The sequence below is a fragment of the Bacillus sp. JH7 genome (genome assembly GCF_001563515.1).
In the GTDB taxonomy this organism is placed as follows: Bacteria; Bacillota; Bacilli; order Bacillales; family Bacillaceae_G; genus Bacillus_A; species Bacillus_A cereus.
Genome location: NZ_LPUS01000022.1, coordinates 119,454 through 131,086 on the forward strand (window position 1 = coordinate 119,454; position 11,633 = coordinate 131,086).

Consider the following 11,633-nt stretch of genomic DNA (forward strand, 5'->3'; position numbering starts at 1 on the left):
CTCCTGTTTTTTTACATTGCTATTTTCTTTTTCTTCCGCTAAAGTTAAATGTTGATGCTATAGTTTTGAAGGTGAACATATGACACAAGAAAAATTTTCACAAAAATCGTTAACACACGCTGATATTCCGCGTGCGACATATCATATTCCGAAAACATCTACCCATTTAATTATGGAAGAAGATGTAGATGCGGCTTATTTCCGCGCTCTCGAGCAACAAAATGTTTTTTTAAACGAAAAACAATTAGAAGCCGTGCGCACAACAGAAGGTCCTGTTCTTACACTAGCTGGTGCCGGAAGCGGGAAAACATCTGTTTTAACAACTCGCGTAGGTTATTTAGTAAATGTAAAACAAGTTCATCCACGAAATATTTTATTACTTACATTTACACAAAAAGCAGCTGAAGAAATACGAAGTCGTGTTGCGAAGTTACCGGGTATGAATCATGCAGCAAGTAGCTACGTAGTTGCTGGTACATTCCACTCTGTTTTCTTAAAATTGCTTCGTAGCCAAGGGTATAATCAACAAATTTTAGCAAATGAAAAACATAAACAAATTATGATAAAAAAAATTTTAAAAGAATTGCGTTTAAAAGACGATTACGATGCGGAAACGATGCTCGCGATGATTTCACTTGAGAAAAACAAATTAAATCGTCCGAAAGATGTAAAAGCAAAAACACCAGTCGAACAAGAATTTAAAGAAGTATACGAACGTTTTGAAGAGGTAAAACAAAGATACAATTATATTGATTTCGATGACATCTTATTGGAAACATATTATATGTTAGAAAATAATGCTCCTTTACTAACTCAATTACAACAACGTTTTCACTACATTGAAGTAGATGAGTTTCAAGATACATCCTATGCACAATATGAAATTGTAAAATTGTTAGCCACGCCAAGAAATAATTTATTTATCGCAGGTGATGACGACCAGGCGATATACGGCTGGCGAGGAGCAAGTCACCAAATTATTTTATCTTTTCCAAAAGAATTTGATAACACAACAATCATTGCACTAAATACGAATTATCGATCCAATCCCTTTATCGTCGGGCTTGGAAATGAAGTTATAAAATTAAATCAAGAACGTTTTGATAAAGAGCTATACTCTGTTCGTGAGGGAGGTGTACAACCTTTTTATGCAAGACCTGCTACGACTCTTGATGAAGCAAATCAAATTTTGCAGCTTATTCAAGAAAAAGTAGAGAGTGGTGAACGTAACTTTAAAGATTTTTGTTTACTGTATCGCACACATTCTGTAAGTCGTTCGTTACTTGATCAGCTTACCATTCATAAAATCCCGTTTATTAAACACGGAGCGAGCCAATCATTTTATGAACATTCTTTAATTAAGCCTGTATTAGATCATTTAAGACTCGTGATTGAGCCGTTTCGACTAGAATCACTTTCAAACATATTGCCGACGATGTATATCGGACGTGATGATTGTATTTCATTTATTGAACGTGAACAATGGAAATATGGTGAGGGGCGCTTCCCTTCTCTTCTTCATTTCTTACTATTAAATCCAAGCTTAAAACCTTTTCAAGTGAAAAAGGTAAATGAGCGCATCGATTTTATTAAGTTTATTAAAGAATTAGAACCGAAAAAAGCATTAAAAGAAATCATTCATGGTAAAGGAAAATATTTAGAGTACTTACAAAGTAACGATCGTTCTTCCTTTACGATGCATAAAGACATACAAGAAGAAATGTTGGAAGAATTACTGGAGTCTGCCACTCGTTTCACCGATATTCCAGCTTATTTACAATTTATCGACGAGGCGATTCAAGGTCAAAAAGAAATGGAAGCATTAAAAACAATGCCGCAAAAAGATGCCGTTTCACTTATGTCAATTCATAACGCAAAAGGCCTTGAATTTCCATGTGTCTTTTTACTTGGAGCGAGTGATGGAATCCTGCCCCATACTTCTTCTTTAAAAGATGCAAATGATCGTGTTACGGAAACTTCTGAAGCGTTAGAAGAAGAACGCCGGTTACTGTATGTCGCCATTACACGTGCGAAAGAAGAACTTTACATTTCTTCTCCGCAATTTTTCAGAGGAAAGAAATTAGATATATCTCGTTTTTTATATACTGTGCGAAAAGATTTACCTGAAAAGACATCCACTAAATAAGGATGTCTTTTTTTATATCACGTTATGTACATCCCTCCTATATAAATTCCTTGTTTTTATCGTGAGAATTAACGTAATATCAGCCATATCCCACTCATATTGTAATAGTGTATGTCAGAACTCACGAGAAGGAGTGAACATAATGAGCTGCAATTGTAATGAAGATCATCAACATGAGTGTGATTTCAACTGTGTATCGAATGTTGTTCGTTTTATACATGAACTACAAGAATGTGCAACGACAACATGTGGATCTGGTTGCGAAGTTCCATTTTTAGGTGCACATAACAATGCATCAGTAGCGAATACACGTCCTTTTATTTTATACACAAAAACTGGAGAACCTTTTGAAGCATTTGCACCATCTTCAAGCCTTACTAGCTGCCGATCTCCTATTTTCCGCGTAGAAAGTATAGATGATGATGACTGTGCTGTATTGCGTGTATTAACTGTAGTTTTAGGTGATGGTACCGCTGTACCACCTGGTGACGACCCAATCTGTACGTTTTTAGCTGTACCAAATGCAAGACTAATATCAACCTCCACTTGCATTACTGTTGATTTAAGTTGCTTCTGCGCTATTCAATGCTTACGTGATGTTTCTATTTAAAACTAAATAATGAGTTAAGCATGGATTGGGTGGCAGATAATTCTGCCACCCAATCCATGCTTAAAGAGTATTCTTATGTAAATTTCTTAAAATTGGGAACTTGTCTAGAACATAGAACCTGTCCTTTTCATTAACTGAAAGTAGAAACAGATAAAGGAGTGAAAAACATGTTCTCTTCTGATTGCGAATTTACTAAAATCGATTGCGAGGCAAAGCCAGCTAGTACACTACCTGCCTTTGGTTTTGCTTTCAATGCTTCTGCACCTCAGTTCGCTTCACTATTTACACCACTACTATTACCTAGTGTAAGTCCAAACCCAAATATTACTGTTCCTGTAATCAACGATACAGTAAGTGTCGGAGATGGCATTCGAATTCTGCGAGCTGGTATTTATCAAATTAGTTATACATTAACAATTAGTCTTGATAACGTACCTACTGCACCAGAAGCTGGTCGTTTCTTCTTATCATTAAATACACCAGCTAACATTATTCCTGGATCAGGTACAGCAGTTCGTTCTAACGTTATTGGTACTGGTGAAGTAGATGTATCCAGTGGTGTTATTCTTATTAACTTAAATCCTGGTGACTTAATTCAAATTGTGCCAGTTGAGTTAATTGGAACTGTAGACATCCGTGCGGCAGCATTAACAGTTGCACAAATTAGCTAGTAAAAAGCGGTATTTCTAATACAGAAATACCGCTTTTTATACATAATAAAAAACACTCACAGTAGCATGAGTGTTTCATTCTTCATATTGTTTTATTGTGTTCTTCTTTTTCCCGCAATTGCATCCCTTTTTCTTCACAAATCCTTGTTGTTGTAATTGTTCTTGATATGCCTGTTGTTGTGCTTGGTGTTGTTGCTGTATATGATACCACTGCTGCAGGTCATATGAATTCTGCCTTGGATTATTGCTCACAGCAAACATCTCCTCTACTGTCAATTCTGTCTATTTACTATATGAACAACTCTTTATTTCCGTTCCCTCATTCTTTTAAACTCCGCTTTTTCTCGTATTATGAAAATATATTATTCTCCCATAAAATATCCTGTAATTGTTTCAATGATGGCTGCTGCTCCTGCAATAGCTAATAATGCAAGTAACGGTTCCGCAACGATAGGGATCCAATTATATAAGACTAATAAAAAAGCACTAACCCATACACCTGTACACCAATAACAGCTTAATAATTCGCCAATCCACTTTCTTAATCCATTACCTTTCACTTTTGTAAACGTTGATACACTTCCATCCGGCTCCGTAATCTCTAATTCATCAATAAATGGTCTTCGCAAAAAGGCTGTAATTTTATCATAAACAATTAAACGAGTGAGCCTAAAGGCAGCTAACGCAAAAATAAAAAATAAAAGCCAGCTTGTAAACAGCATAATTCCACCTTCCCTTATCCTCTTTCGCCTATTTAAAAAAAAAGGTCTTGAGATTGTGACCAAATCTCCTCGACTCCAATATCTTATTAATGTAAATACAAACAAGAAGATAAGGAGTGACATTAATGAGTTGTAACGAAAATAAACACCATGGCTCTTCTCATTGTGTAGTTGACGTTGTTAAATTCATCAATGAATTACAAGATTGTTCTACAACAACATGTGGATCTGGTTGTGAAATCCCATTTTTAGGTGCACATAATACTGCATCAGTAGCAAATACACGCCCTTTTATTTTATACACAAAAACTGGAGAACCTTTTGAAGCATTCGCACCATCAGCAAGCCTTACTAGCTGCCGTTCTCCAATTTTCCGTGTGGAAAGTGTAGATGACGATAGCTGTGCTGTATTACGTGTATTAACTGTAGTATTAGGTGACAGTTCTCCGGTACCACCTGGTGACGATCCAATTTGTACGTTTTTAGCTGTACCAAATGCAAGATTAATATCTACAACTACTTGCATTACTGTTGATTTAAGCTGTTTCTGTGCAATTCAATGCTTACGCGACGTTTCTATCGTAAAGTAAACTAAAAAACTATTGGGGTGGTAGAAGCTTTCTACCACCTTTACATATTTAAAAACCGGCCATACTAATCGATTGGATATCATCTATAGACAACCTAATATCTCTCATACTATTTTGCGGCATAATAGATACAATGCCATTACGATACGATATGATCGATCCAACATATGAGACTGTAGCTGTTTTTATTCTGCATCTTACTTTCGGAATGTAATGAGGGCGGTTTAGTAAAAAATGAATTTTTTCATCATTATTCATATCCTTAAATGATTTATTATACGGGACAGTTCTTACTGATTCTGGTTCTTGCTCTTCTTGTTCTATGTGTTCTTCTTTTTCTTCTTCTATTTTTTCTTCCACTTGCTGTTCTTCTTGTTGTTCTTGTTCTATTACCTCTTCCACAGCACTGCTTACAGCATTTTCGTTTCTATTACTGCTCTCTTTTCGATCCTCATTTTCAAAGTTTGTTAAGATAATCCTTTTTATTTTCGGTGCAGCAAGTTCTAAACTTACTTGCGTGATATATAACAACGGTTTTCCAACTGTTGAACTTTTATTTTTATTCTTCACACTCGTCCCTCCCACTTCCATACGTAGCTGAATAAATCGTGTACTATTATAGTTATATTCATTACGTAGTAAGAACTTTCGTTAAAAATCGTTCTTTCTCAGAACAAATAAAAAGGACAATCTCAGCATTTAGAGATTGTCCTTTAAAAATTAATATTATATTTATCCTAGGATATGATACCCTGAATCAACGTGAATGTTTTCTCCTGTTACACCGCGTGCTAAATCACTGAATAGGAATACTGCTGTATCGCCAACTTCTTCTTGCGTTGTTGTACGACGAAGTGGTGCGCGCTCCTCAATTTCTCTTAAGATTGAGTTAAAATCGCCTACACCTTTTGCAGATAACGTACGAATTGGTCCTGCAGAAATAGCGTTAACACGAATACCGTGTTGACCTAAATCGTTCGCTAAATATTTCACGCTCGCTTCTAATGAAGCTTTCGCAACACCCATAACGTTATAATTTTTCACAACACGCTCGCCGCCAAGGTATGTTAACGTTAAAATATTTCCGCCTTCTGTCATTACTTTTTTTGCTTCTCTTGCTACAGCTGTTAAAGAGAATGCGCTAATATTTTGTGCAAGTAAAAATCCATCGCGAGAAGTATCTACAAACTCACCTTTTAAGTCATCGCGATTTGCAAAAGCAATACAATGTGCTACACCGTGAATAGTACCTACTTCTTGTTTAATTGTTTCAAAGCAAGCTGTAAGTTCCTCATCATTCGTTACATCACAAGGTAATACAAGTGATTCTTGTCCTTCTAATGTGTCCGCTAATTCACGAACGTTTCTTTCTAAACGTTCTCCTGCATATGTGAATATTAATTTTGCACCTGCATTATGCAAAGAGCGAGCAATTCCCCATGCAATACTTCTTTGGTTCGCAACGCCCATAACAACAAATGTTTTCCCTTGTAATAGTTCCATGATATATCCTCCCAGAAATACTTATACTTGTTATTAGTACCTGATACTATAATTATAGTACCATAAAACCGCTTAAAGGCAAACAAAAAAGTCATTAACAGAAATTTGTTAATGACTTTTGGTTTCTATAAAAAACCGCTCTAATCCTTCTTCCCAAGACGGCATTTGTGAAAAACCATTTAATCGTAGCATGTTATGTTGAAAAACAGAATATTTGGGTCTCGCAGCTGCAGCCCCGAATTCTTCCGTTGAAACAGGTAATACATTCACTTTCATATTGGCGTACGAAAATATCTTTTGTGCAAATTCAAACCAAGAGCATGAACCACTGTTTGATACGTGGTATGTACCGTATAAAGAAGTATGAATGAGCTTATTAATAACCATATTTAAATCCGCCACATACGTAGGAGAGCCAACTTGATCCGCTACAACGGATATTTCATCTCTTTCTTTTCCTAATCGCATCATCGTTTTCACGAAATTATTTCCATATTTACCATATAGCCACGATGTGCGAACGATAAAATATTTATTATGTAACCCTTTGACGAACTGCTCCCCCGCATACTTAGAGGCCCCATATATATTTATCGGCGCTGGACTATGAAATTCGTCGTATCCATCTGGTCTGGCACCTTGAAATACATAATCAGTACTAATATAAACTAGCTTCGCCCCTACTAATTGTGAAGCAACCGCTACATTTCGAGCTCCGATTGCATTTATTCTATACGCAAAATCCTGTTCTTTCTCCGCATGATCTACTTTCGTATAGGCAGCACAATGAATAATTATATGTGGTTTTATTTCTTGTACCACTTGTTGTATTCGGGATATATTTGTCACATCTAATAACTTTTTATCAAATGGATATATATCATATTCTTCAGAGTCTAACTCTTCAAATAGTTGCTTTCCTAATTGACCGTTTGCTCCTGTTATGATAACCCTCTCTTTCATTTAACATACCCCTTACTAATCTTTTAGTGGTTTCCACCATTCCTTATTCTTTTCATACCATTTCACCGTCTCTTGTAATCCTTGTTCAAACGTGTATTTCGGTTCCCAATCAAATTCATTCTTCATTTTCTCTGCATCAATCGCATAACGACGATCGTGTCCTAAACGATCTGTAACATATTCAATGTCTTTTATTGTTTTTCCTAAAAGAGTAATAATTTGTTCCACAACTTCTACATTTGTTTTTTCATTATTTCCACCTATATTATATACTTCTCCTACACGTCCCTTATGCAGAACAACATCAATCGCACTGCAATGATCCTTTACATGTAACCAATCTCTTACATTTAAACCATCACCATATAGCGGTAGTTTTTTTCCTTCTAGTGCATTCGTAACCATTAATGGAATTAATTTTTCAGGATACTGGTACGGTCCATAATTGTTAGAACAACGCGTTACTATAACCGGTAATTGATATGTTTTATAGTAAGATAGAGCTATCATGTCCGCGCTCGCCTTACTTGAAGAATATGGACTATTTGGAGCTAACGGTGTTTTCTCTGTAAACTTCCCTGTTTTTCCTAAAGAGCCATACACTTCATCCGTTGACACTTGCACAAGTTTTATATGCGAATATTTTTTAACTAGTTCTAATAAAGTGACCGTTCCAATTACATTTGTATCATAAAAAGGAATCGGATTTTCAATACTACGGTCCACATGTGATTCAGCTGCAAAATTTACAATCACTTGTACGTCTCGCTCTTTTATAACGTGTTCTAATAGCTCTCCATTTTGAATTTCTCCTTTTACAAAAGAGTAATTCGGGTGATCCTGAAGAGATTTTAAGTTATTTAAATTCCCACTATATGTTAATGCATCGTAATTAATAATTTTATATGTTTCATAACTTTGTAGCATGTAATGAACGAAATTACTTCCAATAAATCCAGCCCCACCTGTTACTAATATATTCATAAACAACTCTCCTACTTAAAAACTATCTTCATATTCCTCTAGTAATGGTAATATCTGATCCTTATCGGACAATATAGGATCGGTTACTGGCCAAGGAATTGCTAAATCTTTATCTTCCCAAAGTAATCCTGAGTCATGCTCTGCGCTATAATATTCATCTACTTTATACATAACGATAGTATGCGGGACAAGCGTGCAAAATCCATGTGCAAACCCTTTTGGCACTAGTAATTGCCGATGGTTATCTGCACTTAAAATATATCCTTTCCATTGTTTAAATGTCGGTGATTTTTTTCGTAAATCAACGATAACATCATAAATTGCCCCTTGCATAACTTGAATGAGTTTCGTTTGTGCTTTCGGATTTTTTTGAAAGTGTAGTCCCCGAATCGTTCCTGCCTTAGCCGAATAAGATACGTTATCCTGTACAAATGAATACGTTATCCCTAATGTTTCTAGCACCTGCTTATTATAGCTCTCTGAAAAAAAGCCACGATCGTCTCCAAACAACCTCGGTTCTAACAATTTTGCATCGGTAAAATTTGTTTCTACAACTTTCATATTCTCACCTATTCTCCGTTAAACTGTTTCCCAAAATTAATATCCCGTGCTAACGTATTCGCCTTTTGAAGCGAAGCATGAGTTCCCGCATCAGTCCACCAGCCGCTCATTTCATTATAAGTAAGTACCCCTCGCTTTAAATACCAATTATTTATATCTGTAATTTCAAGTTCTCCCCGTGCAGAAGGTTTTAATTCTTTAATATAAGAAAAGACTTTCGAATCATACAAATAAATTCCCGTAACCGCATAAGAACTTTTCGGCTCTTTCGGCTTTTCTTCAATTTCAACTATTTTTCGGTTTTGAATATGTGCTACGCCAAATCTTTCGGGATCTTCTACAGATTGCAATAGCACTTTCGCACCTTCTTTTTGGTTTGCAAACTCTTCAACATACGGAAGAATATCATCTGAAAAAATATTATCCCCTAATATAACTACCATACGATCATTCCCGACGAAATCTTCACAAAGTCCTAACGCCTGTGCGATCCCGCCCGCTTTATCTTGCACACGATACGTAAAGGACACTCCAAATTCATGACCACTCCCTAAAAAGCTAACAACATCCCCCATATGCTCTTTACCTGTAATAATCATAATATCTGTAATATCGCATTGTTTTAGCTTATATACCGCATGATAAATCATCGGATACCGACCAACAGGAAGTAAATGTTTATTCGTTACTTTCGTTATTGGATATAATCTTGATCCAGTACCACCTGCTAAAATAATTCCTTTCACTTTGCATCTCTCCTTTATGATGGAGATAATATATCTTTGTAATGTTCTACAAACACTTTCCGGTACTTCTCATATGTATCCGCATCAAACTCATCCCCGTTGTAGTGAATACACCATAAATTTGCTTGATTTGGGATACCGATTAAATAACCAGCCCTTTGAAACTCTAAAGACTGTGACACATCATAAAAGTGAAACCCTTGAAACAAATCTTCTCGCCACGGAATATCATACTGCGTTGCCATGAATAAACCATCAATTGCCTGAACTGACAAAAATGGTTGATTACCATAAAAAACCTGATCTAAATTTAATAATTGATAATTCCGTCTTCTATACTCAATCACTTTCCCTACTAAATTTTTCCCTTCCCACCATATCCCGTTATTCGGTAAAAACTGAGCCCCAGCAACTCCTATTAAACCAAGCTTTTCATTTTCTTTAAACAGAGATATAAGTGTAGAAAACATGTCTCGATTAATAAGATATGTATCTTGATGTATATACACTTTGTATTTCGCTGGATATGAAAGGGCTCGGTTGTAAGCACTTGCCATACTTTGTGCATCTCGTATCGGAAAAATTTGTACTGTGTAACCTGGGGGAACAAAAATGTTTCTTATTTGGCTCTCACATTGTTTGAAAAGCTCCTCATTATTTACACAAACAACGACTAATATTGTATGATCTTTCATTTTTGTCCCCCCTTTTATTCTTCCTTATTTACATCTGACATATAGTGTTCCACAAATATTTTCCGATACTTTTCATAGTTCGTCATATTCACATCAAAATGATAATGGATACACCAAGCATCGCGCTGTACAGGTACACCGACTGTATATCCTGCTTTTTTAAATTCAAATGATTGGGATACATCATAAAAATCAAATCCGTCAAATAAGTCTTCTCGCCACGGAACATCATATTGTGTCGCCATTAATAAACCATCAATACATTCTACAGGAATAAATGTTTTTGATTCATGATACGGTTGTTCTAAACTTGCCATATAAAACAAATCATTCATATAACCAATGACTTTTCCTACAATTCCACGCCCTTCGTTCCATACGCCAGTCGGAGGAACATATTGCGCTCCAACCATCCCAATCATCCCAAGGTTTTCATGTTCCTCAAATAATTGAAGTAATCCGTATAAAAAAGCCCTATTTATAATAAAAACATCTTGATGTAAATACACTTTATACTTCGCTGGATGCGAAACGGCTTGATTGTATCCACTCGTCATACTTTTCGCATTTCGAATCGGCATAAATTGAACAATATACCCTGGCGGTACTAACAATTGCAATATATGTCGCACGCAGTTTGCATACAATTTCCGATCATTTATGCATGTAACAAATAATATTGTTTTGTCTGCAGCACTCATAATTGTGATTTTTCAGCTTCAATAATATACTGAAATACAACTGTCTCAGCCATGAAGCCACTTCCAAGACGATATTTTTTACAAATTCCATATAACTCCTCAATAAGCGGCTCATACATTTTATGATCAACATATACACGATCTACTTTACTAATTGAATATCCTGCTTTTAAAAACATTCTTAGCATTTCATTAAATGTAAAGAAACGAATATGTGTTTTATCTAATAAACCATATTCTGTATACGTCCAATTTCCAGCAAGTAAGGGAGCTAATACTGAAATATGAGCAACGTTTGGTATACTTGCTAAAATCACACCATTTTGCTTTATATATGGCTTAACCTTTTCAATCACAGCCCACGGATCAAATAAATGCTCTAATACATCCCCAAATAGGACGCAATCAAATTGCCCCTCCTCATAAGGAAGATCTATTTTTTCTATATCCCCTAAAATAACATGATCTAGTCTTTCCTTCGCTTTTTCTGCCGCCTCTGGAAATGCCTCTATTCCTGATACACGTGTACCGTTTTCTTTAATAGCTGCTCCCAATGCACCGCTCGAGCAACCAATATCAAGAACTTCTTTCCATTCCTTTTTTATATGCTTTAATAAATTCGGATTCGCTGCATTATAATAATGCTCGGATTTTTCTTCATATAAAGAACTTTTTTCGCGATTCATTTCACACACTCCTTATGCAAATTGAATTAGAAATATAAATCTCATATGAATTCTA

Annotated in this window: 15 protein-coding genes; 4 read left to right on the top strand and 11 right to left on the bottom strand. The window is 35.7% G+C overall.

What is annotated here, in order from left to right; all coding sequences use genetic code 11:
• Positions 1–79: 79 nt before the first annotated feature.
• The 3 genes from AU379_RS21165 (at position 80) to exsF (ending at position 3,427) form a co-directional block, all read left to right on the top strand.
• Complete coding sequence (locus AU379_RS21165) at positions 80–2,146, top strand: ATP-dependent helicase (protein ID WP_061139694.1); 2,067 nt, start codon at positions 80–82, stop codon at positions 2,144–2,146.
• Positions 2,147–2,288: 142 nt separating this feature from the next.
• Positions 2,289–2,756: a spore coat protein CotY gene (gene cotY / locus AU379_RS21170; RefSeq protein ID WP_001277719.1), complete on the top strand. Its 468-nt coding sequence runs from the start codon at positions 2,289–2,291 to the stop codon at positions 2,754–2,756.
• Positions 2,757–2,923: 167 nt separating this feature from the next.
• A complete protein-coding gene (exsF, locus tag AU379_RS21175; protein ID WP_000492942.1) occupies positions 2,924–3,427 on the top strand; it encodes an exosporium protein ExsF in 504 nt (167 codons plus the stop codon).
• Positions 3,428–3,502: 75 nt separating this feature from the next.
• Here exsF and AU379_RS21180 read toward each other — a convergent pair whose 3' ends face one another.
• Both AU379_RS21180 and AU379_RS21185 read right to left on the bottom strand, forming a co-directional pair.
• On the bottom strand, positions 3,503–3,688 hold the full coding sequence (locus AU379_RS21180; RefSeq protein ID WP_029948404.1) for a hypothetical protein: 186 nt from the start codon (positions 3,686–3,688) through the stop codon (positions 3,503–3,505).
• Positions 3,689–3,789: 101 nt separating this feature from the next.
• On the bottom strand, positions 3,790–4,149 hold the full coding sequence (locus AU379_RS21185) for a DUF1360 domain-containing protein (RefSeq protein ID WP_000899664.1): 360 nt from the start codon (positions 4,147–4,149) through the stop codon (positions 3,790–3,792).
• 125 nt (positions 4,150–4,274) lie between these two features.
• Here AU379_RS21185 and exsY point away from each other — a divergent pair, with 125 nt between their 5' ends.
• Positions 4,275–4,739 (top strand): exosporium assembly protein ExsY, encoded by a 465-nt coding sequence (exsY, locus tag AU379_RS21190; RefSeq protein WP_001277740.1) that lies wholly within the window; start codon positions 4,275–4,277, stop codon positions 4,737–4,739.
• A gap of 48 nt (positions 4,740–4,787) precedes the next feature.
• Here exsY and AU379_RS21195 read toward each other — a convergent pair whose 3' ends face one another.
• From AU379_RS21195 to AU379_RS21235, 9 genes are all read right to left on the bottom strand, one after another.
• On the bottom strand, positions 4,788–5,330 hold the full coding sequence (locus AU379_RS21195; protein WP_002004649.1) for a spore coat CotO family protein: 543 nt from the start codon (positions 5,328–5,330) through the stop codon (positions 4,788–4,790).
• Positions 5,331–5,471: 141 nt separating this feature from the next.
• Positions 5,472–6,242, bottom strand: a complete 771-nt coding sequence (gene fabI / locus AU379_RS21200) for an enoyl-ACP reductase FabI (RefSeq protein ID WP_000421886.1) — start codon at positions 6,240–6,242, stop codon at positions 5,472–5,474.
• A gap of 108 nt (positions 6,243–6,350) precedes the next feature.
• Complete coding sequence (gene rfbD / locus AU379_RS21205) at positions 6,351–7,205, bottom strand: dTDP-4-dehydrorhamnose reductase (RefSeq protein ID WP_000664649.1); 855 nt, start codon at positions 7,203–7,205, stop codon at positions 6,351–6,353.
• A gap of 15 nt (positions 7,206–7,220) precedes the next feature.
• A complete protein-coding gene (rfbB, locus tag AU379_RS21210; protein ID WP_061139695.1) occupies positions 7,221–8,189 on the bottom strand; it encodes a dTDP-glucose 4,6-dehydratase in 969 nt (322 codons plus the stop codon).
• Positions 8,190–8,204: 15 nt separating this feature from the next.
• Positions 8,205–8,750 (bottom strand): dTDP-4-dehydrorhamnose 3,5-epimerase, encoded by a 546-nt coding sequence (rfbC, locus tag AU379_RS21215; RefSeq protein WP_000869413.1) that lies wholly within the window; start codon positions 8,748–8,750, stop codon positions 8,205–8,207.
• Positions 8,751–8,758: 8 nt separating this feature from the next.
• Entirely contained in the window at positions 8,759–9,496 is a 738-nt protein-coding gene (locus AU379_RS21220; RefSeq protein WP_000676160.1) for a sugar phosphate nucleotidyltransferase, read from the bottom strand.
• 14 nt (positions 9,497–9,510) lie between these two features.
• Positions 9,511–10,191 (bottom strand): glycosyltransferase family protein, encoded by a 681-nt coding sequence (locus AU379_RS21225; protein WP_000651520.1) that lies wholly within the window; start codon positions 10,189–10,191, stop codon positions 9,511–9,513.
• Positions 10,192–10,205: 14 nt separating this feature from the next.
• Entirely contained in the window at positions 10,206–10,892 is a 687-nt protein-coding gene (locus tag AU379_RS21230) for a glycosyltransferase family protein (protein WP_001271191.1), read from the bottom strand.
• On the bottom strand, positions 10,889–11,578 hold the full coding sequence (locus tag AU379_RS21235) for a class I SAM-dependent methyltransferase (RefSeq protein ID WP_001078432.1): 690 nt from the start codon (positions 11,576–11,578) through the stop codon (positions 10,889–10,891). Before AU379_RS21235 ends, AU379_RS21230 begins: the two co-directional genes overlap by 4 nt.
• Positions 11,579–11,633: the final 55 nt, after the last annotated feature.

Bases quoted from the DNA above. Each gene is read 5' to 3' on its own strand.
- AU379_RS21165 (WP_061139694.1), top strand. From the start codon at position 80: ATGACACAAGAAAAATTTTCACAAAAATCGTTAACACACGCTGATATT.
- cotY (WP_001277719.1), top strand. From the start codon at position 2,289: ATGAGCTGCAATTGTAATGAAGATCATCAACATGAGTGTGATTTCAAC.
- exsF (WP_000492942.1), top strand. From the start codon at position 2,924: ATGTTCTCTTCTGATTGCGAATTTACTAAAATCGATTGCGAGGCAAAG.
- AU379_RS21180 (WP_029948404.1), bottom strand. From the start codon at position 3,688: ATGTTTGCTGTGAGCAATAATCCAAGGCAGAATTCATATGACCTGCAG.
- AU379_RS21185 (WP_000899664.1), bottom strand. From the start codon at position 4,149: ATGCTGTTTACAAGCTGGCTTTTATTTTTTATTTTTGCGTTAGCTGCC.
- exsY (WP_001277740.1), top strand. From the start codon at position 4,275: ATGAGTTGTAACGAAAATAAACACCATGGCTCTTCTCATTGTGTAGTT.
- AU379_RS21195 (WP_002004649.1), bottom strand. From the start codon at position 5,330: ATGGAAGTGGGAGGGACGAGTGTGAAGAATAAAAATAAAAGTTCAACA.
- fabI (WP_000421886.1), bottom strand. From the start codon at position 6,242: ATGGAACTATTACAAGGGAAAACATTTGTTGTTATGGGCGTTGCGAAC.
- rfbD (WP_000664649.1), bottom strand. From the start codon at position 7,205: ATGAAAGAGAGGGTTATCATAACAGGAGCAAACGGTCAATTAGGAAAG.
- rfbB (WP_061139695.1), bottom strand. From the start codon at position 8,189: ATGAATATATTAGTAACAGGTGGGGCTGGATTTATTGGAAGTAATTTC.
- rfbC (WP_000869413.1), bottom strand. From the start codon at position 8,750: ATGAAAGTTGTAGAAACAAATTTTACCGATGCAAAATTGTTAGAACCG.
- AU379_RS21225 (WP_000651520.1), bottom strand. From the start codon at position 10,191: ATGAAAGATCATACAATATTAGTCGTTGTTTGTGTAAATAATGAGGAG.
- AU379_RS21230 (WP_001271191.1), bottom strand. From the start codon at position 10,892: ATGAGTGCTGCAGACAAAACAATATTATTTGTTACATGCATAAATGAT.
- AU379_RS21235 (WP_001078432.1), bottom strand. From the start codon at position 11,578: ATGAATCGCGAAAAAAGTTCTTTATATGAAGAAAAATCCGAGCATTAT.